Here is a 22,276-nt window from a genome sequence, read left to right on the forward strand (position 1 = left end):
CTTTATTCAATGCTGTACGCTGCCGCGCTGGGGTACCGCGCGGGTAAGGCTCAATGAAAAGATAATGACCACCCCGACAATGGCGACGCCGGCCAGGGTTAACAGTCCGGCGGCGCTGCTGGCGAACAACGTTTCGGCCTGCACGCGCACGATCGGCGCCAGAAAACCACCGATGGCGCCAAACAGGTTAACAAAGCCAATCCCTGCGGCCAGCGCCGTGCCGGACAGCAGCTGCGTCGGCATCGTCCAGAAGACCGGCTGCACGGCGATCACCCCGACCGCCGCCACGCACAGCGCGATGATAGCCAGCACCGGCGCCACCAGTCCGGACACTGCAATCCCGACCGCCGCCGCCAGCAGCGTCAGGGCGGCAATATTGCGTCGCTCGCCGGTGCGATCGGAGTAGCGAGGGATAAGCCAGGTGCCAAACAGCGCCGCCACCCACGGGATGGCCGTCACCACCGAGGCAACGAAGCCGACTTTGGTGCCCAGCAGCGCAGCAACCTGGGTGGGCAGGAAGAAAATCAGACCATAGACCGCCACCTGAATGGTCAGATAAATCAGCGCCAGCTGCCAGACCCGCCCGTTACGCAGCGCATCGGACAGGCGCGAGGCAATCTTTTTCTCCTCCTCGCGCGCCAGCTCGCTTATCAGCGCCTGTTTCTCCGCTGCGCTCAGGAAGCGGGCATGCTGTGGCGAATCGTCCAGCCAGAAGAAGGTGAACGCTCCCGCGGCGACGGCGAGCAGGCCTTCAATGACAAACATCCAGAACCAGCCGGGATGGCCCATAAATCCATGCATCTCCAGCAGCGCACCGGATAAAGGCGATCCCAGCGTCAGGGCCAGCGGCGCGCCCATATAAAACAGCCCCATAATGCTGGCGCGGTTTTGCTGGGGAAACCACTGTGAAGTGAGGTAGATCATTCCGGGAAAGAAGCCCGCCTCCGCCGCGCCCAGCAGGGTACGTACCAGCAGGAATTTCGCTTCCGTATCCGCCCACGCCATCGCCGCCGACAGCACGCCCCACAGCAGCGTGGTGCAGCCGATCCATCGCCTGGCGCCAAATTTGCGCATCAGCAGATTGGCCGGCACCCCGAGGAAGGCATAGACCACAAAGAAGATACCGGCCCCCAGCGCGTAGGCCTCATTGCTGAGTCCGGTATCCAGCTGGTAGGTCTCTTTGGCGAAACCGATATTAGAACGGTCAAGAAACGCCAGCACGTACAGCGCCAGCATAAAGGGGATTAAGCGGGCGCGGTTTTTCTTCACCACGCTCTCCAGCAGAGTGTTGCTCATCATAATATCCTCAGGCGCGGGCCGCCGGGCGGCCCGACGCAATCAGTGTTGATAAGGACGCTTCAGGTTGCAGTCGCGATTGAGCTCGACGCCAAAGCCGGGTTTATCCAGGACCGATTTATGAATGCGCCCTCTCTCCGGCACCGGCTCGCCGAGCAGGATCGGGTCGAACTGCGGGCGCAGCGTGGCGCAGTCCGGACTGGTCATCAGAAACTCACTGAACGGCGTGTTGGTGAAGGTGATCACCGCATGATGTGAGTAAACCGACGAGCCGTGGGGCACTACCAGCTGCCCACGCGCTTTGGCGATGGCCGCGATCTCCACCAGGGTGGTTAAGCCGCCGCACCAGCCGACGTCGGGCTGCATAATATCGATGCCGGTTTCCGACAGGGTGCGGAAGGACTGCAGCGTGCCGTGGTGCTCGCCGCTGGTCACCATCATCCCGGCCGGCGCCTGGCGCTTCAGCTCGCGATAGCCTTCATACTGCTGCGGCGGCAGACACTCTTCGATCCACTTGAGGTTATAAGGGGCGCAGGCATGGGCAAGTTTGGTGGCATAGTTAACGTCCTGGCTCATCCAGCAGTCCAGCATTAACCAGAAATCCGGGCCGCATTTTTCGCGCATATCCGCCACCATGGCGACGTCTTTGCGGATCCCGGCGTCGCCATCGTGCGGCCCCCAGTGGGTAGGCATTTTGCCGCCGATAAAGCCCATCTCCTGCGCCAGGTCCGGACGTGCGCCGGTGGCATAGAACTGGATTTCGTCGCGCACCGCCCCACCCAACAGTTTGTAGACCGGCAGGCCAACCACTTTCCCGAACAGGTCCCACAGCGCCAGGTCGACACAGGAGATGGTATTCATCACCAGGCCGCCGGATCCCGCGTAGTAAAGGGTGGCATTAAGCATCTGGTCATGGATCAGTTTGATATCGCTGACGCATTTGCCTTCGATAAAGCGGTTGAGATGTTTTTCGACGATAAAGCAGCCCATCTCCCCGGCCGTCGACACCGCAAAGCCGGTCTGTCCGTTGTCGGCTTCCACTTCCACAATCAGCGTCCCCAGCACGTTGATGCCAAACGACTGCCGGGACTGCTCATACTGTTTATATTTGCTCATCGGGGTGGCGATATGATCGTCAATCCAGTGGTTAGCCCCCTGGTCATGGTAATCGCCGCCGCCGGCGCCCTGCTCTGCTGTGGCGCCGCCGATGAACCAGGCGCGGACGTGTTTAATTTTCGGTAGGGTCATGATGTTCTCCTTATGATGAGGCGAGTTGTTCGAAGGGGCTTTTCCACCCCAGCAGACGTGAAATATCTTTCGCGCAGGCAATCGCCTTACCAGCCAGGTAATCGCGATTGTCTTCATTGATTTGCAGACGGGTACCCACCACCGAGATGGCGGCGGTCAGGTCGTTATTGGCGTTAAATACCGGGGCAGCCACGCAGCGCACATCCGGATAGTCCTCGCCATTATCAAAGCTCCAGCCCCGGGCGCGGATCCGCCCCAGCTCTTCCCGCAGCTGTTGAGCATCGGTGATGGTCGTTGGCGTGGCCCGCTCCCACTGTAGGTCTTCGATAATCGACGCCTGAACGCTGGCGGGCTGCCAGGCCAGCAAACATTTGCCGATCCCGGAGCGGTAAAGAGACAGGCTCTTACCCTCATGCGAGCGCACGCTGATGGTGGCGGGAGACTCAATTTTCAGAATGTAGTAGGCGTTACCCTGATCGATAATGCCCAAGTGACAAAGCAGGCCGCACTCATCCATCAGCCGGGTGAGGCGCGGCCGCGCCAGCTCGCGCAGGTCCATTTTGCTCAGCGCCTGCCCGGCCAGCTCCACCAGCTTGGTCCACAGGCAGTAGTTATCCTGATTATCCATACTGATGAAGCGCTGCTTTTTCAGCTCGCCCAGCAGCAGATACACCGTGCTTTTCGGGATCCCCAGCTCCGCTATTATCGTCGCCGCGCTGCAGGGGCCGATGCGGCCAATTAAATTGAGGATCTCAATCGCGCGGGTCAGCGCCGGGACTTTCGTTGATTCCAACATACTGGACTCCAATCCTGAATACTGGAATCAGTGTTGCGATTGTCCGGGCGGTAAAGTGTGAGCGACATCGCGGGGCAATCGTTTTCCCGTATACTGGACCGTTCGCAGCAGAAAATTGCGACTTAACGCACAGAATTTTTTCAGAAGAGTACAACAGGTTGGACGACCGGCGCCCCGAGGATACGGTGCGCCGGGGGGAATGACTTACAGCGAGAGGGAATCCACCACGTTAATCCAGCCATGTTCGCTGGCCAGCGGTTGGCCATTCAGCCAGCGACGCAGCATGTTTAACGCCATCATAGCGCAGACTTCCTGGCGTACCGCCAGGCTGTGGCGGGTGGCGCTAAACTTCACCCGCAGTGCGAAGGTGCCGTCCGGGGTGGCCAGGGCCACGTTAAGATGATCGTTTTCCTGACCGCTCACCGCCAGAGCCAGGCCGGCAAAATGGTTTATGCGCCGCTCGGCCGCCCAGCGGGCCGCCTGCGCCAGCGTCTCCTCCTGCGCCGGAACGACTTCGCTGGCCAGCAGCGGCGCGCCGGCGCGGGACAGCTGGAGCGCCAGCAGGCCGCTGGTAAACTGCTCGCTGAGCGTCAGGCTCAGCTGCCGCTCCTGCAGACAGCGGGCGATCTGCGCCGGTAACCCTTCCGTGCCTTCGAAAATCAGGCTGTCGCCAGCCACCTTACGCACCTCCGGCCACAGGGCCAGCATGGCGTCGCGCTGGTTGGCCGGTCCGGTTAGCTTGAGTTCAATGATCGGCATCGACGAGCGGTAACCCATCACCACGCCCGGAGGCAGCGTCAGCGGATTAAGACTTTGCGCCAGCTCGCTCTCCGAGCGGCCAAAGGTGGTCATACGCAGGCATACCGGCGGGTCCGGCAGCGTAAAGCGCTGGCGCAGGCGCGGTAAAATTTCCTGCTCGACCATCACCTTAAATTCAGAGGGGACCCCGGGAGTGAAAAACATCAGGCAGCGGTTGAGCTGGATGGCAAAGCCACAGGCCGTACCGACCGGGTTGTTGATCATCTCAGCGCTGGCCGGGATTTCCGCCTGCTTACGGTTGCTTTCCGCCATCGGCCTGCCGCGCTCGGCAAAAAAGCGGGTCATGGTTTCCAGCCACTCCGGATGCAAAATAAGCCCTTCGCCTTTCGCAGTGGCGGCGGCCAGCGCGCTCAGGTCGTCGCTGGTTGGGCCAAGGCCGCCGTTGACGATCAGCACATCCGCCTGTTCGCTGCGTTCGCGCAGAATCGCCACCAGCGCATCGAGATTGTCGCCAACGGTATTGCGGCGCGTTAACGGTAAACCCTGATTAAAAAAGAAATCCGCCAGCCATGCCGCATTGGTATCAACGATTTGACCATGCAACACTTCATCGCCGGTGGACAGCATTTCCACATTCAACATTGCTCACTCCTTGCCTGCCAGGTGAGAAATACTATAACGCAAAGCGGGATGCTGACGAGGAGGAAAATCTGGCGCAGCAAGAAGATGCCGCGCCGGAAGAGATTAGAAGCTGGCGCTGGCGCCGATGTATGGGCCGTCGGCGATGGTGTTATCGCGGTTGCCATCTTTGCCCGCCAGGTTCAGGTAACGGTAGCCGGCCTGGATGCTAAGCGGACGCATAATGGTCCAGCTGGCGCCGACGTTGGCTTCCTGGTAGCTATCAATGCCGCTGGAGAGCGAATCCGGAGAGTAGTAATAATCGCCGTACAGACGGAAGCTGTCGCCGATTTTCCACTGCAGGCCGCCGCCGACCGCGGCCGCATAACCTTCATCGCCCTGTTTCGGATTGGTGTAAATACCTTTACCACCCACGGTCGCGAGGAACGGCCCCAGCGGAATATTGAGTCCCAGGCCTAAACCCGCGGCGTCGCCGTCGTTATCGCTGTGCAGCCAGTTACCCGAAACGGCCAGGCCGGTGGACTCGGTGCCGAAGCCGACGCCAAGGTTGGTGTAATGCTCGCCGGCTTCACCGGTAACGCTAATCGCATGGGCCGCCGAAGAAACCATCATCACGCCCGCCAGCGCCATAAAAATGCTTTTTTTCATTATTTACTCTATCCAGAAAATTAAAATCAAAGAAGTCCCGAAAAAACCTGAAAATTCTACTGCGCACCCATCAGGAATCAATGACCTGGCGAAATGAATTTTCACAAGAGTGTAACCAGTTGCGTATTTTTACGGCATCGAGCGTTGCCAGAACCACGAACAGCCTATCCAACGCCAGTAATATTCATGTTTATTATGATTAACGCTGACACATTGACGAAAACAGAGAGCTGGCGCCGCACGATCGGCGCGGCGCGGGTGGATAAGGGAATAATTAATGCTGCAGCCGGGCCAGACATTCCGGGGCGAGGCCGGTCAGTTTCGCCACCAGCGACAGGTCGAGTCCGTTAGCAAGCATCGCCCGGGCGATACGCTCCGCGGTCTGCTGCTCACCTTGCTCGATACCTTGCTGTAGACCTTGTTCAAGACCTTGCTTTAATCCTTGCTGATGGCCGCGTTGTTCCAGAAACTGGGCAATATTCATTAGCGTCTCCTTATGCGGCCGCCGGGGAACGTTTTGCGCAAGATGGCGCAAAAAAGCAACCGGATCGGCGGCGTTTCCTGCCTGTAATAAATAGTGCAACAGCGTCTTAAGCTGCCTGCGGCTAGTGTATCCCAGCGCCAGGAGCCTGACCAGCTGCTCATGCAGGTCCATCAAATCCCGCTGGCGAATATGCTTCTGTAGCAGCTCCAGCATCGCCACGCGCCGATGGCGCATGATTTCATCGTCCGGGGTGCTAGTGATATCAATTAAGGGAAAATCTTCACCATAGATCCGCCGCGCGATGTCCGGATCGGCAAAGCCTGCCAGCCAGCACATCGGGTAAGGCCAGGGAGAAACGCGACCATGATAAAACAGCAGCGGGATCACCAGCGGCAGCTGCGTATGCCCTTTATCCAGATGACGCTGCATCGCGGCTATCGCATAGCGCATCAGGCGAAATGCCATATGGCGGTCCGCCGAGCTTTGGTGCTCTATCAACAGATAGATATAGCCCTCCCCTGCCTGCGTTTGCAGCGAGTAAAGGATATCGGAATGACTCGCCCGCAGTTCGTCGTCAATAAAGCTCCCGGACTCCAGCCGCAGCGTGTTCAGATTACATAACGCGCGCAGCGGTGCGGGAAGGTGAATGTCCAGAAAATCCCTGGCCGTCGCCCGATGCGACAGCAGGTGTTTAAATACAGCATCGTGGGGGGAATTCGTCGCCCTTTCCATGGCGGTGCTCCATACAATCATTTTCGCTTAACGTAGCACTCAACAAGACCTGAACTGTATTTCGCTTGCAGTTTACCGAGGCGGCTCGCAAACTATTTCACCAGCATACCGCCCCATCCCTCTGCAGGAGAAAACCCATGCGCCACAGGACGATTGTTTGCCCGCTGATCGAGAATGAAGGCCATTATCTGCTTTGCAAAATGGCCGCCGACCGCGGGGTTTTTCCCGGGCAATGGGCCTTATCCGGCGGCGGCGTGGAGCCAGGGGAACGTATTGAAGAGGCGCTGCGGCGGGAAATACGCGAAGAGCTCGGCGAAAAACTCATCCTTACCCATATCGCGCCATGGTGCTTTCGCGACGATACCCGCGTCAAAACCTACCCCGACGGGCATCAGGAAACGATCTACATGATCTATCTCATCTTCGACTGCGTGAGCGCCAATCGCGATGTGACGATCAACGAGGAGTTTGACGATTACGCCTGGGTCAAAGCCGAAGATCTCAAAAACTACGATCTTAATGCCGCCACCCGCGTTACTCTCAGCCTGAAAGGGCTACTTTAGTCCAGCATACCGCGTTCAACCCACCCGGCGTTATGCCGCGGGATAATGCGGGTGGCTACGATACGGTCGCATGCGTCTGCTGCCTGACCCACTCGCACAGCGCCCGGCGCGAAATCTTAATCCCGCCGTTTTTTAACGTTTCCGGCAACCGCAGCCAACGCACCGGCTGCTGAAAACGCGCTAACCGCTCAGCGCTCCATGCCGCCAGCGCGCTCAACTCGCAGCCGTCATCGCATTCCACCACCGCTACCGGGCGCTGGCCATATTCCGCATCATCCAGCGGCACGATAAACACCTGCTGTACCTGTGGATGGGCGAGTATCACACGCTCGACCTCTTCCGGTTGAATACCTTCTCCACCGCTAAAAAAGAGGTTATCCATTCGCCCAACAATCGTCAGCCAACCGTTATGCAATGCTCCGCGATCGCGCGTCGCAAACCAGCCTTCATTGTTGGTTAATGACAACAATTGACCATCCCGCCAGTAGCCTGCGGCCATACTCGACGCCCGCAGCCAGATCTCGCCGGCGACAATTTTCACCTCTCGCCCCGGCAGCGCTTCGCCAACATCCGCAGCGCCGTCGGCCTCTTTGGCACACACGGTGGAGGCGAATTCGGTGAGGCCATAGCCGCAGAAGCTGCGTATGCCCTGCTTTCGCGCCCGTTCAGTCAATTCGACCGGGATCGACGCGCCGCCGAGCAGCACCGCCTTGAGGGAAACCGCAGCATCATCATTCAGCAGGCGCCATAGCTGAGTCGGCACCAGCGAAGCATGGGTACAGCCGTGCAGCATCTGCGCCAGCGGCTGTTTGTCACGTACCGTGAGTCGCGCGCCGGCCAGCAGCCAGCGCCAGACGATCCCCTGACCGGAGACATGGAACAACGGCAGCGACAGCAGCCAGTCATCTCCTGCGGCAAACGGCATCAGCGCCAGCACGCCAGCCGCGCTGGCCAGATGGGCGTTGGCGCTATGTACCGCCGCTTTCGGCAGGCCGGTTGAACCGGAGGTCAACGTCATCGACACCAACCGATCGCCATGCCAGCAAGCAGCATGCTCGCCCTCGACCAACTGCAGGGTTAACATCGGTAAATTCCCCGGCAACACATCGCCATTCAGCACCAGCTGATGCTGCATGGTTAACGCGGGTAACAACGCCTGCAGCAACACCGCTGGCAGCTGCGGATTCAGCGGCAGCACCCGCGCCCCGCACTGTAGCAGCGCCAGCCATGCCAGCAGAGTTTCCGGCTGGTTATAGGCCCGGAGCGCCACGCCCTGCCCTTCCATTACGCCCTGCGCGGCAAAACCAGACGCCAGCGCGTCAACCCGCGCGCATAGCTCCCGCCAGGTCAGCGGCTGGTTATTCAGACGTAAGGCGAGGGCCTCTCCGCGCCGCTGACGCCAATGCCGCCAGGGCCAGTCGTTAAAGGTCACAGCAGCGGCTCCAGCGCATCAATGTTGAGCACCGGCAGCGCACTTTCGGGCCACGGCCGTACCAGCTGGGCGCCCATCAGCGACAGCGTATCCAGCCCAGGAATAGTCTGCGGCGTCAGCCAGGCGGCAATCCGCGCCAGCTGGGTCAAGCCGAGGCTGGACTCGATCGACGAGCTGATCACTACGCTCAACCCCAGCGCATGCGCCGCGGCGACCTGTTGCTGCACCTTCTGCAAACTGCCGGTTAGCGTCGGTTTGATCACCACCGCACGTACGCCCGGCTCGGCGACAAAGCGGAAATCCGCCTCGCGCAGGCTTTCATCCCAGGCGATAGCGATCCCTGTCTCGCGGCTAAAGGCCCGAGAATCCTCCCGCGTTTTGCAAGGTTCTTCAAGAAAAGCAATGCGCTGGCGGTACGCCGGATTAACGTATTTGGCGAACTGTTGCGCTTTGAGCGGCGTCCAGGCGCGGTTGGCATCGAGCCGCAGCTGCAGGTCGGGGATCGCCTCCAGCAGCAGATTGACCACCATACCGTCGCGGACCGCCTCCCAGAGGCCAACTTTGACCTTAGCGACCTTCTCGCCGGGCATCGCCGCCAGTCTGGCGAATAGCTCATCCGGATCGCCGGAGCAGAGCGGCGCCGCGCGATAATCCGCGGCCTGCGGTAGTTCGCCGCCAAGCTCCGCCTGCGCGCAGCTGATGCCAAACGCGACGGAGGGCTGCGTGGGAAGCGGCGGCTCGGCGCCGTCGCGCCAGGCCTGTGCCCACGCTAACAGCGCCATTTGCGCCTCTTCCAGCGTCTCGACACTGAATCCCGGCAGGGGAGAAATTTCGCCCCAGCCTTCGCGTTCCCCCTCCTGCAGGCGGATGAACAGCCCGTCGCGGGTTTTTAACCGCCGCTCGCGCAGCACCACGCCCGCGTCCATCGGTATCTGCCAGCGGTAAACCTGCGAAACGCGCATTATGGATTCCGTTTAAATTTGCTGAAGTCCGGCTGACGTTTCTGGTTGAAGGCATTGCGGCCTTCCTGCCCCTCTTCCGTCATATAGAACAGCATGGTGGCGTTGCCCGCCAGCTCCTGCAGACCAGCCTGGCCGTCGCAGTCGGCGTTCAGCGCCGCTTTCAGGCAGCGCAAGGCCATCGGGCTGTTCTGCAGCATTTCACGACACCAGCGCACGGTCTCTTTTTCCAGATCCGCCAGCGGTACCACGGTATTCACCAGCCCCATGTCCAGCGCCTGCTGAGCGTCATACTGGCGGCACAGGAACCAGATTTCGCGCGCTTTTTTCTGCCCGACGATCCGCGCCATATAGGAGGCGCCCCAGCCGCCGTCGAATGAGCCGACTTTTGGCCCGGTCTGGCCGAAGATGGCGTTTTCCGCCGCGATAGTCAGATCGCACATCATCTGCAGCACGTGACCGCCGCCGATAGAGTAGCCGGCCACCATCGCGACCACCGGTTTCGGGCAGGTGCGGATCTGACGCTGGAAGTCGAGCACGTTAAGATGATGAACGCCGGAGTCGTCCTGATAGCCGCCGTAGTCGCCGCGGACTTTCTGGTCGCCGCCGGCGCAGAAGGCTTTCTCACCTTCACCGGTCAGCACGATGACGCCGATATTGTCGTCATACCGGGCATCCGCCAGCGCCTGGATCATCTCTTTGACGGTCAGCGGGCGGAAGGCGTTGCGCACCTGCGGACGATTAATGGTGATTTTGGCAATCCCGTCAGTCGATTTGTGATAGCGAATATCGGTATAGCCTTCGGAGCAATCGTGCCATTCAACGGGGGCGTAGAGCATTGCTTCATCAAGAGAGATCATAGAATGTCCTTCAGTTAACTTGCCAGAATCTGCGCCAGACAGGCAATCACCGCCGCCGGGTTGTCCCGGTGCGCGTTGTGTCCGGCATGGTGAATAAGATGGAGATCCGCCGCGAGCGTCTGCGCGATGGCGCGAAACTTCGCGTCGCGCTCGCCGCACAGGTAGTGAAAAGGAAAATCGCGCGCCTGCAGAGACGCGCGCAGATCGGCCTGCGCGGCAAGGGAGGTTGCCTGCAGCATCGCCGCCAGCGTCGCGCCGTTGTTCCGGCTGCGTAAGGCGACCAATGACTCACGCTGCGCGGCATTCAGCGAAGCGAAGACCGGCTGCTGATACCAGTCGGCAAAGACCTGCTCAAGCGGCTCGCGGCGAAAACGTTCCGCCCAGGCGCTGTCATTGCTGCGCCGCGCCTGCCGCGCCTCTGCATCCTGCAGGCCCGGATGGCCGCCTTCAACGATCAGCCCGCGCATGCCTGCGCGCGGCTGGCTGGCGAAGTTCATTGCCACCCGGCCGCCCAGCGAGTAGCCGATCAGCCAATACTTATGTATGTTGTAACTATTAAGCGTAGACTGCAGCAGAGTATTGACCCCGGCAAAGTCCTGCACCGCGATATCCGCGGAGCCGCCGTGCCCCGGCAGATCGAGGTACAGCCGCGGCCAGGCGGGAAAGGCGTCGCCCACTTTCCGCCACTCGTTGCGGTCGCCGGAAAAACCGTGCAGAAACACCAGCCAGGGATAGCCCGGCTGGCCGTTGTCGACAGCAGCGCTGAGGATCACAGGCGACTTACCTGCGCCAGCAGCTGCTGAAGGGTCTGCGCGCCGTCGGTCTCATTGACCGCCAGCTCAATCACCGTCGCCCCCGCCCTGCGCCAGGCGCCGGCCAGCGCCTCATCCAGCGACGGCCAGTCATCAGGGCGATGATAGGCCAGGCCGAACATCGCCGCCGCGTGGCTGAAATCCACGTCCTGCGGCATTAAATAGAACTGACGGCGTTCGTCCTGCGGCGTCGGCAGCATAGAAAAAATCTGCCCGCCGTTGTTATTCACCACGATCAGCACCAGCGGCGCCGACGCCTGGCGCAGCAGGGCCAGCGAGTTGAGATCGTAGAGCGCGGAGAGATCGCCAACGATGGCCAGCGTCGGTCGGGCGCTGGCGCGCTGCACGCCGGCCGCAGTGGCGATCAGGCCATCGATGCCGCTGGCGCCGCGGTTGCTGTAGACCGGATACCCTGCCGGTAGCTGCGCCAGGGCGTCGATCAGGCGCACCACCAGGCTGTTGCCAACAAACAATTGGCCCTGCTCCGGCAGATAGCCCCGAATACGCTGCGCCAGCTGCGCTTCGCCAAAAGGCTCGTTGCTGGCGACCGCAGCCTGCCACGCCTGCCCGGCAAGCTGAGGGATCACCGTCGCCCACGGCTGGCGTTTCTCCGCCGGATGTAATTCGAGCCAGCGCTCAACGCTTGAGAGCAGACGGCGACCGCGGTGCTGCGCCGGGTCGAGGCGACCGGGCAGATTATCCACCAGCCAGTATTCATCCGGCTCGCAGGTCGCCTGCCACTGGAGCACGCGTTTGCCGGTCAGGCTGCTGCCGAGTTGCACGACGATCTGCGCCTGCGCCAGCTCGCTGACCGCTTTGCCGTTGCCCAGCCACAGGTCGGCGCACGGCAGCGGCTGCCCGGTCTGCGACAGGACATCGCCGATCAGCGGCCAGCCGAGGATCTGCGCCCACTCAGCGACCTTTTTCCCTTCCGCGGCGCTCATTCTGCCCGCCACGACGACGCCGCGTTTTTGTCGCCAGAAGAACCAGTCGCGCTGCTTCTCGCTCTCTAACTGCAGCGCCTGGCGCAGCCAGGGTTTGTCGCTCTGCCACCAGTTGCCGAGCTGCTGCTGCCACTCCACGCCGGTCTCATCCATATCACCATACAGCGGTTCAGCGAACGGACAGTTAATATGCACCCCGCCGGCGTGCAGCGCCCCCAGCGCCTGGTCGATGGTTGAGACCAGCCAGCGGGCAGGAATATCCTGCGAGGGACGCGGCAAAGAAATCGTCTGCGCAGGATGGGAGGCAAACATCCCCGGCTGGCGGATAGCCTGGTTCGCGCCGCAGTCGATCAGCTCCGGCGGACGGTCGGCGGTCAACAGGATCAGCTTTTCACCGGTGAGCCCTGCCTCAATCAGCGCCGGATAGAGGTTCGCGGTGGCGGTCCCGGAGGTGACTATCACCGCCACCGGCTGCCGGCTGGCCTTCGCCAGTCCGAGCGCCAGGTGGCCGAGGCCGCGTTCGTCGAAATGGGTATGATGGATAAAGGCGCGGTTTTCCGCCGCCGCCAGGGTTAAGGGTGTCGAGCGCGAGCCCGGCGCGATGCAGATATGCTGCACGCCATGGCGCGTTAAAGCTTCCAGGATCACCGCCGCCCAGCGTCGGTTAAATGCGCTTACTGACATGAAATTGTCCGGTATCAAATATTGATGCTAAGTATAGATAAGGCAAAGTGACGTCGTTTTGATATGCATCGTCATTCAAGCTTTATGGACACAGCAGCGAGCGCAGCCCGGCCGCTTTGTTGTCAATCTCCTGCCACTCCTGCTGTGCATCAGAGCCGCTGACGATCCCCGCCCCGGCATACAGCCGCAGGGTGTCGTGGTCCACTTTCGCCGAACGCAGCGCCACGCAAAACTCGCTTTGCGCCAGTGACAGATACCCGGCGGACCCGGCGTACCATTCGCGGGAAAACGGTTCATGGCGCTGAATGAACGCCAGCGCCGCCCGGCGCGGCAGGCCGGCCACCGCGGCGGTGGGCTGCAGCTGCAGCAGACAGCGGCTGTCGTCAGGCGCCGCCAGCTCGGTCCAGATGCAGCGTCGTAGATGCTGTACCTTACGCAGCCTCACCACCTGCGGCGGCAGGACGTCCAGCGTCGAGGCCTCACTCTGCAGGCGCTGGCAGATATCCTCTACCACCAGCATGTTTTCCCGCTGGTTTTTGTCGTCTTTCATCAACCAGTCGGCCAGTTGCTGCGCCTTCGCGTCTTCCTGATGGTTCGCGACGGTCCCCGCCAGCGCTTCGGTGCGCAGCAGCGCGCCGCGCCGGCGCCACAGCCGTTCCGGCGTGGAGCCGAAAAATGCCTGCCGGGCATTGAACGCCATCAGGAAATGAAAACAGTTAAGATTGCTGCGCCGGCTAGCCGCCATGATGCTCACGGCGTCCAGCGGGGCGGCAAACTGCAGGTCGGTTGCCCGCGCCAGCACTACTTTATCCATTTCACCGGCGCTGATCGCCTTAGTCGCCCGCGCAATCATTGCCTGCCATTGAGGATAGTCGGATGAGTGGCGCTCGCTCAGCAACGGCGGTATGGCGCCGGGAGTCGCCTGAGTGGTTGTCAGGCTGGCGAGAAACGCGCGGGCCGTCGCGGCATCCTCACGCAGGGAGATATCACTATGCAGCACCAGCCGCAGCACGGCCCTGCCGCCGCACCGGCGCCACTCCAGACGCGGCAGCGCCAGGCTGCCCTGCTGCGGTTCAAACGCATTCAGGCCGCAGATACGCAGATCCTGCCGGCCGGCCTGGCGTAAAAAGCGGTTCGCCGCGTCGAGCGAGGTAAAGGTTTTTACCGCCCCCAGCGTCGCCAGTTCCTCATCGCCATTGCGCTGCTGCCAGTAAAACTGCGGCCATTGCGCCTGCTGGCCGCACCATAGTAGCGGATCGAAGGCATCATTCAGCGGAAAGGCAACATCGATAATTCGCGTGCCGGGCGAGTCTGGAAAAGACTCGCCCAGGCCGTCTTGCAAACGGGCCAGCGCAGTGGAAACAGACAGCACGCAAACCTCCACGGTTGTAAAACCCCACATTATAAGGGGTTCGACGGCGGAATAGCAGTACCCATGATGAGGGAGCGGGTTTTATCTTACCCGCTCGCCGGGCCAGAGCTGCGTGTGGACGAGGGTGCAGAGGAGTCAGACAGCGCGCTTTTCTCGCGCCATGCCAATGTGGGGGATGCCATCCTCATCATAGACCTCGGTCACCGGCGTAAAACCAAAGTGGGCGTAAAAGGATTGCAGGTGCGCCTGCGCCCCGAGGTAAATCGCCTTTTGCGGCCAGTGCTGCTGACAGCTGGCCAGCGCCTGCTCCATCAGCTGATAGCCGAGCTTCGCACCGCGGGCGGCGGGGCTGACGATGACCCGGCCAATCACCACCGGCGCAAACTCCTCTTCGCTTTTGAGGATCCGCGCGTAGGCCACCAGTTCGCCATCGCGCCAGCCGAGCAGATGGCGATTTTCACCAACCAAATCATCGCCGTCGACATCCTGATAGACGCACTGCTGCTCTACGACAAAGACTTCACTGCGCAATTTCAGCAGCGCATACAGCTGGGGAACGGTGAGTTCACTATGGTGGAGATCCTGCCAGGTCATCATCTGCTGCTCCTTATTGATATACTGATACTTTGCGACTCGCCCTGAGGACACTGGACGATGGAATTAACTTTTTTGGGGACATCCGCCGGGGTGCCGACCCGCACGCGTAATATGACGTCGATAATACTGAATTTGCAACAGCCGACCCGCGCCGAAATGTGGTTGTTTGACTGCGGCGAAGGGACCCAGCATCAGTTTCTTCACACGCCCTACCATCCCGGCAAACTGAATAAGATTTTTATTACCCATCTGCACGGCGACCACCTGTTCGGCCTGCCCGGTCTGCTGTGCAGCCGCTCGATGCAGGGAAACTCTCTGCCCCTCACCCTCTACGGGCCAAAAGGACTCAAAGAGTTTGTTGAGACCGCGCTGCGCCTGAGCGGTTCGTGGACCGACTATCCGCTCACCATCATCGAAGTCGGCCCTGGTCTGGTGTTCGACGAAGAGGGCTATCGGGTCACCGCGTATCCGCTCAGCCATCCGGTGGAGTGCTATGGGTATCGCATTGCGCAGCATGACAAGCCCGGCACCCTCGACGCCGCCCAGCTGATTGCCGATGGCGTACCTCCCGGGCCGCTGTTCCATCAACTCAAGCGCGGACAGCGCGTCGAGCTGGCAGATGGCCGGGTCATCGACGGCAGCCGCTATCTGGGACCTGCGACCCCGGGTAAAACGCTGGCCATCTTCGGCGATACCGCCCCCTGCCCGCAGGCGCTGGAGATGGCTCGCGGGGCGGATGTAATGGTCCACGAAACCACCCTTGAGCAGGCGATGGCGGAGAAAGCCAATAGCCGCGGCCACTCTTCCAGTCAGCAGACCGCGGCGCTTGCCAAAGAAGCGGGGGTCGGTACGCTGATCGCCACCCACTTTAGCTCGCGCTACGATGCCGAAGGCTGTCTGCGTATGCTGGCGGAATGCCGGGAGATTTTCCCTAACACGCTGCTGGCGGAAGACTTTATGGTCTACAAGATGGCGTAAAATCCGGGCATAAAAAAACCGCCATCCCGGCGGTTTTTTATTGAGTCAATCAACTTACATCAGCGGCGTCGCCAGCTGCACGATGCTAATCAGCGGCTGCGGCCAGATACCGAGCACCAGCACCAGCAGCGCGGAGATCAGCACCACGATACCGCCGGCGCTGTACTGCCAGTTTGACGGCGCATCGCGATTCAGCTGCTCCGGCGCGCTCAGATACAGGCTGACGGCCACGCGCAGGTAGTAGTAGAGACCGATCGCCGAGCCGACAACCACCGCGGCAACCAGCCACCACAGATGCGCATGCACACCGACGGCCAGCACGTAGAACTTACCGATAAAGCCGAGGGTCATCGGGATACCGGCCAGGGAGAGCATCATCACCGTCATCACAGCCGACAGGATCGGACGGTGCCAGAACAGGCCGCGGTAGGAGAACAGCGAGTCAGCATCCGGGCCGCGGTACGGGCTGGACATCAGGCTGACCACGCCGAACGCGCCGAGGCTGCTGAACAGGTAACCGGCCAGGTAAACGCCCACGGCTTCCATCGACATTTCACCGCTCTGCAGGGCAATCAGCGCCACCAGCAGATAGCCGAGATGGGAGATGGAAGAGTAACCGAGCAGGCGCTTAATGTTGGTCTGGCTCAGCGCCATCAGGTTACCGAAGATGATAGAGGCGAAGGCGATCAGGCCCAGCACCACACGTACCGCTTCGCTGTTGCCCACCGGCATGTACAGGAACAGACGCATCACTACGCCGAAGATAGCGATCTTGCTGGCGGTCGCCAGGAAGGTGGAGACCGGCGCAGGCGCCCCCTGGTAAACGTCCGGCGTCCACAGGTGGAACGGCACCAGCGACAGTTTAAAGCCAAGACCGACGATCATCAGACCGAGGCCCGCCAGCAGCAGCGGCTCGTGCAGCATGTTGTCCGCCAGGCTTTTGCCCAGCGCGAGGAAGGACAGATTGCCGGAGTTCGCATACACCAGCGCCATACCGAACAGCAGGAAGGACGAAGCTGCCGCGGAGAGGATGGTGTATTTGATGCTCGCTTCCAGCGAACGCTTCTGGCGGAAGGCGTAACCAACCAGGCCGAACAGCGGCAGCGAAATCAGCTCAATACCGAGGAACAGCGCCGCCAGATGATTCGCACCGGCCAGCAGAATGCCGCCCAGGGCGGCGATCAGCACCAGCAGGTAGAACTCTTCTTTGTTGTCCTTGTAACCCTCAAGCCACGGGTAGGCGAAAGTACAGGTCGCGAGGCTCGCCAGCAGCACCAGACCGGTGTAAAGCATGGCGTAGCCGTCAACGCGGATCAGCGGCGTGACGTCCATCGCCCCGTTCTGGCCGACGAACCAGAGCGAGACCAGCGCGGCGTTAAGTCCAAGAACCGACAGCGTGGCATTGAGAAAATGATTGCGTCGCCACGCAATGGAGAGCATCACAACCACCACCGTCAAGCCGACGATCAGCAGCGGTAGCAGTGCGATCAGTTGTTGTGGAGTTATTGTCATGGCGAATTACGGCCTTGTAGTAGAAACAGAATTAACAAACCACTGCTGAATGTTGCTCATCGCAGCATGCGAGGTGTCGAGGATCGGCTGCGGGAAGAAGCCCAACAGCACCAGCAGCACCACCAGCAGCAGGATGATAGACAGTTCACGCAGGGACATCCCCGGCAACTCTTTCGCCGCCACTTCGCTCTTCGCTTTACCGAAGTAAGCGCGATGTAACATCGACAGCGAGTAAACGGACGCGAATACCAGACCAAAGGTGGAGATGACGGTGATCGTCGGCACCACTTTATAGCTGCCGAACAGGATCATAAATTCGCCGACGAAGTTACCGGTGCCCGGCATCCCCAGAGTGGCGACCGCGAAGAACATCGACATCGCCGGCAGCCATTTAATTTTGCTCCACAGACCGCCCATTTGGCGCATATCGCGGGTATGCAGACGTTCGTACAGCTGGCCGCAGAGAATAAACAGACCCGCCGCGGACAGACCGTGAGCAATCATCTGGATCACCGCTCCCTGATAGGCCAGCTGGCTGCCGGTGTAGATAGCAATCAGCACGAAGCCCATGTGGGACACGGAGGTGTAGGCGATCAGGCGTTTAATATCGGTCTGGGCGAAGGCCATCCACGCGCCGTAGAAGATACCGATCACGCCCAGCCACATGGCGATGGGCGCAAACTCGGCGGAGGCATTCGGGAACAGCGGCAGCGCAAAGCGCAGCAGGCCGTAGGCGGCGGTTTTCAGCAGGATCCCCGCGAGGTCGACAGAGCCGGCGGTCGGCGCCTGGGAGTGAGCGTCCGGCAGCCAGCCGTGCAGCGGCACCACCGGCATTTTCACCGCGAAGGCGATGAAGAAGCCGAGCATCAGCAGGTATTCCACGCCGTGAGACATCGGGGTTTTCAGCAGATCTTCATAGTTGAAGGTCCACACGCCGGTGGCGTTGAAGTGGACGAAGGCCAGCGCCAGAATGGCAATCAGCATCACCAGACCGCTCGCCTGGGTATAGATGAAGAACTTGGTGGCCGCTGTGATACGCGTTTTACCGTCCGAGGCTTTGTGGCCCCACAGCGCGATCAGGAAGTACATCGGCACCAACATCATTTCCCAGAAGAAGAAGAACAGGAACATGTCGATGGCGAGGAACACGCCGATAACGCCGCCCAGGATCCACATCAGGTTGAGGTGGAAGAAGCCCTGGTATTTTTCGATTTCACGCCACGAACAGAGCACCGCCAGCACGCCGAGGAGACCGGTCAGCACCACCATCAGCAGCGACAGGCCGTCGATCGCCAGATGGATGCTAATGCCGAAGCGTGGGATCCACGGCAGCACGAATTCCGACTGCCATTGCGGAATACCCGCGGATTGCGTCAGAGAATAGCCGCCCTGCATCCACAGCTGCAGGCCAAGCACCAGCGTCAGTCCCATGGTAATCAGCGCGATCCAGCGCGGCACTTTCACGCCAAAGCGTTCGGTCTGCCAGCACAGGAAGCCGCCGATAAAGGGAATTAATATTAGCCAGGGTAGTAACATGGCGATTTTTATTCCTTGTTAAAGTCCCGTTCAGGACCGATTTTCAACGAATTCGACTACATTCACGTTTGAGTGCGGTTTGTTGTGTCGGGTGGCGCTTCGCTTACCCGACCTACGGTCTCGTAGGCCCGGTAAGCGAAGCGCCACCGGGCAAAACCGCGCGATCAAATCAACGCAATACCATCAGCAGCGCCAGCACCACCACCGCGCCGATGCTCATTGAAGCCACATACCAGCGCAGATAACCGTTCTCGCTCACCAGCAGGCCTTTGCCTGCGAAGCGGGAAAGGATCGCCGGGATATTCATCAACGAGTTCAGCGGATCGCGTTTCAGCAGCCAGGCAATACCGAGGAATGGTTTTACGAACACCTTGTCGTATAACCAGTCGAAGCCCCAGGCATGGAACCACCAGGTACCGAAGAAGCGGCCAGGCGCACTGTTGGCGATGGAGGTCACCAGCGTGCGTTTGCCCAGCCACAGCCATGCGGCGATCAGAATCCCGGCAATGGCGATGATCCCGGAGGCAATCTCCAGCGTCATCACGCTACCGTGGGCGAGCTCAGTGGTCTGCGGCAGTACGCCTTCCAGCGGCGGCACAATCAGCGCGCCAACGAAGGTGGATAGTACCAGCAGCACAATCAGCGGCAGATGATGGGTAATCCCCTTCCCTGCGTGCGCGTGAATTTGCTCTTTACCGTGGAATACGATGAAAATCATCCGGAAGGTGTACAGCGAGGTCATAAAGGCGCCGACCAGGCCTGCCACCATCAGATTGATATGGCCATTGGCCATCGCGCCTGCCAGAATCTCATCCTTACTGAAGAAGCCTGCGGTGATAAGCGGCAGTGCGGACAGCGCCGCGCCCCCCACCAGGAAGCAGACGTATACCAGCGGAATCGATTTGCGCAGGCCGCCCATCTTGAAGATGTTCTGTTCGTGATGGCAGGCCAGAATGACCGAACCAGACGACAGGAACAGCAGCGCTTTAAAGAACGCGTGAGTCATCAGGTGGAAAATCGCCGCGTCCCATGCCTGCACGCCCAGCGCGAGGAACATGTAGCCAATCTGGCTCATGGTAGAGTAGGCGAGAACGCGTTTGATATCGGTCTGCACCAGCGCGGCGAAGCCCGCCAATACCAGGGTGACCGCCCCGACGATACCGACCAGATGCAGCACTTCCGGCGTCATCAGGAACAGGCCGTGGGTACGGGCGATCAGATAGACGCCCGCGGTGACCATGGTCGCGGCGTGGATCAGCGCAGAGACCGGCGTCGGACCCGCCATCGCATCGGCAAGCCACGTTTGCAGCGGCAGCTGGGCGGATTTACCGACCGCGCCGCCAAGCAGCATCAGCGTCGCCCACTGCAGCGTGGTGCTGCCGTTAGCGAAGTGCTGCGGCGCCAGCTCCACCATTTCGCGGAAGTTCAGGGTGCCCAGTTCGTTATAAAGAATGAACAGCGCGAAGGCGAGGAACACGTCGCCGACGCGGGTCACCACAAACGCTTTCATCGCTGCGGCGCCGTTCTTCGGATCGGTGTAGTAGAAACCGATCAGCAGGTAAGAACAGAGGCCCACGCCTTCCCAACCGAGGTACATCAGCAGCAGGTTATCGGCCAGTACCAGAACCACCATGCTGGCGATAAACAGGTTGGTATAGGCGAAGAAGCGGGAATATCCCTCTTCACCGCGCATGTACCAGGAGGCGAACATGTGGATCAGGAAGCCAACGCCGGTAACTACGGAGAGCATGGTCAGCGACAGGCCGTCCAACACCAGGTTGAAGCCGATGTTGAAATCACCGACCGACATCCAGGTCCACAGCGGCACGCTGACCGCCTGTTTGCCGTTAGCGAAAAAGTCGACGCCAACGTACGCGGTGACCAGCGCCGCCAGGCCTACCGAGCCCATGCCAACGGTGGCGGAAAGATTTTCCGACCAGCGCCCGCGGGAGAAGGCCAGCAGCACAAAGCCAATCAATGGCAAAAGAATGGTTAAGGCAAGCATGTTCATCCACGCAACTCACTTACTGAATCGATGTTCAGGTTCTGGCGGCGACGATGGAGCTGCAGCAGCAGCGCCAGGCCGATACTCGCTTCCGCAGCCGCGAGGCTGATGGCGAGGATATACATTATCTGACCATCTGCCTGACCCCAGTAGCTACCCGCCACCACAAAGGCCAGCGCGGCGGCGTTAATCATGATTTCCAGGCTAATCAACATAAACAGCAGATTGCGGCGGATCACCAGCCCCGTCAGACCAAGCACAAACAGGATGGCCGCGAGGATCAGTCCATGTGTTAAGGGGATCATGCGTGTTCCTCCGTTTTTCGTTTGTCGCTGTCGTTCAGACGGTTGCTCAGCACCTCGCCGGCGCGCTCTTCGCGGCCAATGTGGAAGGCAACCACCAGGCCCGCCAGCAGCAGCATGGAGGCCAGCTCCACCGCCAGGACGTACGGCCCAAACAGCGCAATGCCCACTTCTTTGGCGTTAATCGCCGCACCGTCGATACCCTGGTCGTTAATGCCCAGGATGGCGTAAACGATAACCACCAGCAGCACCGCGGAGAGGATGGCCGGGCCAATCCAGATCCCCGGCTGCAGCCACTTGCGCTCCTGTTCGATCTCGGTGCCGCCCAGGTTGAGCATCATCACCACGAAGACGAACAGCACCATAATGGCCCCGGCGTAGACAATGATTTCCAGCGCTCCGGCGAAGTACGCGCCCAGCGAGAAGAACACCCCGGCAATCGCCAGCAGCGAAATAATCAGGTACAGCAGCGCATGCACCGGATTGGTGTGGGTGACGACCCGCAAGGTTGCGAGGATGGCTATCAGGCCACAGATATAAAAAGCGAATTCCATTGCCCCTCTCCTTACGGTAACAGGCTCTTGACGTCGATTGGCTTAGCTTCATTTTCCGCTTCGCCCTTATCTTTGCCGTCGATTGCCATACCCGCCATCCGGTAGAAGTTATATTCCGGGTATTTGCCCGGACCGGAAATCAGCAGATCCTCTTTTTCGTACACCAGATCCTGACGCTTGTATTCACCCAGCTCGAAGTCCGGGGTCAACTGGATCGCCGTGGTCGGGCACGCTTCTTCGCACAGGCCGCAGAAGATGCAGCGTGAGAAGTTGATGCGGAAGAACTCCGGATACCAGCGGCCGTCTACCGTCTCTGCTTTCTGCAGCGAGATACAGCCCACCGGGCAGGCTACCGCACACAGGTTACAGGCGACGCAGCGCTCTGCACCGTCCGGATCGCGGGTCAGCACGATGCGGCCGCGATAGCGCGGCGGCAGGTAGACCGGCTCTTCCGGATACATCCGGGTTTCACGTTTGGCGAAGGCATGCAGGCCAATCATCCAGATACTACGGACCTGGGTGCCGAACCCCACCAATAATTCTTTTAAGGTCATGTTCAATTCA

At 60.4% G+C, this 22,276-nt stretch carries 21 protein-coding genes; 2 read left to right on the forward strand and 19 right to left on the reverse strand.

Annotation, left to right across the window (positions count from 1 at the left end; genetic code table 11):
• Positions 1-6: 6 nt before the first annotated feature.
• From BHE81_RS11355 to BHE81_RS11380, 6 genes are all read right to left on the reverse strand, one after another.
• Complete coding sequence (locus BHE81_RS11355) at positions 7-1,296, reverse strand: MFS transporter (protein ID WP_002913045.1); 1,290 nt, start codon at positions 1,294-1,296, stop codon at positions 7-9.
• A 42-nt stretch (positions 1,297-1,338) separates the two neighbouring features.
• Positions 1,339-2,544: an L-rhamnonate dehydratase gene (gene rhmD / locus BHE81_RS11360; RefSeq protein WP_004175029.1), complete on the reverse strand. Its 1,206-nt coding sequence runs from the start codon at positions 2,542-2,544 to the stop codon at positions 1,339-1,341.
• 10 nt (positions 2,545-2,554) lie between these two features.
• The gene (locus BHE81_RS11365) at positions 2,555-3,340 is read right to left on the reverse strand and encodes an IclR family transcriptional regulator (protein ID WP_002913046.1); all 786 of its coding nucleotides are present in this window, start codon (positions 3,338-3,340) and stop codon (positions 2,555-2,557) included.
• Positions 3,341-3,544: 204 nt separating this feature from the next.
• Complete coding sequence (locus tag BHE81_RS11370; protein WP_023301702.1) at positions 3,545-4,741, reverse strand: nicotinamide mononucleotide deamidase-related protein YfaY; 1,197 nt, start codon at positions 4,739-4,741, stop codon at positions 3,545-3,547.
• A 102-nt stretch (positions 4,742-4,843) separates the two neighbouring features.
• A complete protein-coding gene (locus tag BHE81_RS11375; RefSeq protein WP_002913070.1) occupies positions 4,844-5,386 on the reverse strand; it encodes a YfaZ family outer membrane protein in 543 nt (180 codons plus the stop codon).
• A gap of 274 nt (positions 5,387-5,660) precedes the next feature.
• Complete coding sequence (locus tag BHE81_RS11380; protein ID WP_004180717.1) at positions 5,661-6,602, reverse strand: Rpn family recombination-promoting nuclease/putative transposase; 942 nt, start codon at positions 6,600-6,602, stop codon at positions 5,661-5,663.
• A gap of 137 nt (positions 6,603-6,739) precedes the next feature.
• Here BHE81_RS11380 and nudI point away from each other — a divergent pair, with 137 nt between their 5' ends.
• Complete coding sequence (nudI, locus tag BHE81_RS11385) at positions 6,740-7,165, forward strand: nucleoside triphosphatase NudI (RefSeq protein WP_004184975.1); 426 nt, start codon at positions 6,740-6,742, stop codon at positions 7,163-7,165.
• Between the two features lie 55 nt (positions 7,166-7,220).
• On the opposite strand, the gene menE is transcribed toward nudI, so the two are convergent.
• The 7 genes from menE to BHE81_RS11420 all read right to left on the reverse strand — a co-directional run bounded on the left by menE (position 7,221) and on the right by BHE81_RS11420 (position 14,825).
• The gene (menE, locus tag BHE81_RS11390) at positions 7,221-8,597 is read right to left on the reverse strand and encodes an o-succinylbenzoate--CoA ligase (protein ID WP_149888803.1); all 1,377 of its coding nucleotides are present in this window, start codon (positions 8,595-8,597) and stop codon (positions 7,221-7,223) included.
• Positions 8,594-9,559, reverse strand: coding sequence for an o-succinylbenzoate synthase (gene menC, locus BHE81_RS11395; RefSeq protein ID WP_015958755.1), 966 nt, complete (start codon positions 9,557-9,559; stop codon positions 8,594-8,596). The genes menE and menC overlap by 4 nt, the downstream gene beginning before the upstream one ends.
• Positions 9,559-10,416 (reverse strand): 1,4-dihydroxy-2-naphthoyl-CoA synthase, encoded by an 858-nt coding sequence (gene menB, locus BHE81_RS11400; protein ID WP_110246494.1) that lies wholly within the window; start codon positions 10,414-10,416, stop codon positions 9,559-9,561. Before menB ends, menC begins: the two co-directional genes overlap by 1 nt.
• Positions 10,417-10,430: 14 nt before the next feature.
• A complete protein-coding gene (gene menH / locus BHE81_RS11405; RefSeq protein ID WP_015958756.1) occupies positions 10,431-11,189 on the reverse strand; it encodes a 2-succinyl-6-hydroxy-2,4-cyclohexadiene-1-carboxylate synthase in 759 nt (252 codons plus the stop codon).
• Positions 11,186-12,856, reverse strand: a complete 1,671-nt coding sequence (menD, locus tag BHE81_RS11410; protein ID WP_023301699.1) for a 2-succinyl-5-enolpyruvyl-6-hydroxy-3-cyclohexene-1-carboxylic-acid synthase — start codon at positions 12,854-12,856, stop codon at positions 11,186-11,188. Before menD ends, menH begins: the two co-directional genes overlap by 4 nt.
• An 82-nt stretch (positions 12,857-12,938) precedes the next feature.
• On the reverse strand, positions 12,939-14,228 hold the full coding sequence (gene menF / locus BHE81_RS11415) for an isochorismate synthase MenF (protein ID WP_004184985.1): 1,290 nt from the start codon (positions 14,226-14,228) through the stop codon (positions 12,939-12,941).
• Between the two features lie 135 nt (positions 14,229-14,363).
• Positions 14,364-14,825: a GNAT family N-acetyltransferase gene (locus tag BHE81_RS11420; protein WP_004184987.1), complete on the reverse strand. Its 462-nt coding sequence runs from the start codon at positions 14,823-14,825 to the stop codon at positions 14,364-14,366.
• A gap of 57 nt (positions 14,826-14,882) precedes the next feature.
• Between BHE81_RS11420 and rnz the strand changes: the two genes are divergently transcribed.
• A complete protein-coding gene (rnz, locus tag BHE81_RS11425; protein ID WP_004214593.1) occupies positions 14,883-15,803 on the forward strand; it encodes a ribonuclease Z in 921 nt (306 codons plus the stop codon).
• 54 nt (positions 15,804-15,857) lie between these two features.
• On the opposite strand, the gene nuoN is transcribed toward rnz, so the two are convergent.
• The 6 genes from nuoN to nuoI form a co-directional block, all read right to left on the reverse strand.
• Positions 15,858-17,315 (reverse strand): NADH-quinone oxidoreductase subunit NuoN, encoded by a 1,458-nt coding sequence (nuoN, locus tag BHE81_RS11430; protein ID WP_004151107.1) that lies wholly within the window; start codon positions 17,313-17,315, stop codon positions 15,858-15,860.
• Positions 17,316-17,321: 6 nt separating this feature from the next.
• Positions 17,322-18,851 (reverse strand): NADH-quinone oxidoreductase subunit M, encoded by a 1,530-nt coding sequence (gene nuoM / locus BHE81_RS11435; protein ID WP_002913146.1) that lies wholly within the window; start codon positions 18,849-18,851, stop codon positions 17,322-17,324.
• A gap of 169 nt (positions 18,852-19,020) precedes the next feature.
• A complete protein-coding gene (nuoL, locus tag BHE81_RS11440) occupies positions 19,021-20,862 on the reverse strand; it encodes an NADH-quinone oxidoreductase subunit L (protein WP_004140895.1) in 1,842 nt (613 codons plus the stop codon).
• Entirely contained in the window at positions 20,859-21,161 is a 303-nt protein-coding gene (gene nuoK, locus BHE81_RS11445; protein ID WP_002913148.1) for an NADH-quinone oxidoreductase subunit NuoK, read from the reverse strand. Before nuoK ends, nuoL begins: the two co-directional genes overlap by 4 nt.
• The gene (nuoJ, locus tag BHE81_RS11450; protein ID WP_002913150.1) at positions 21,158-21,712 is read right to left on the reverse strand and encodes an NADH-quinone oxidoreductase subunit J; all 555 of its coding nucleotides are present in this window, start codon (positions 21,710-21,712) and stop codon (positions 21,158-21,160) included. The genes nuoK and nuoJ overlap by 4 nt, the downstream gene beginning before the upstream one ends.
• A gap of 11 nt (positions 21,713-21,723) precedes the next feature.
• Positions 21,724-22,266: an NADH-quinone oxidoreductase subunit NuoI gene (gene nuoI, locus BHE81_RS11455; protein WP_002913152.1), complete on the reverse strand. Its 543-nt coding sequence runs from the start codon at positions 22,264-22,266 to the stop codon at positions 21,724-21,726.
• Positions 22,267-22,276: the final 10 nt, after the last annotated feature.

It is taken from the genome of Klebsiella sp. AqSCr (assembly GCF_008452795.1).
Classification (GTDB): Bacteria; Pseudomonadota; Gammaproteobacteria; order Enterobacterales; family Enterobacteriaceae; genus Klebsiella; species Klebsiella pneumoniae.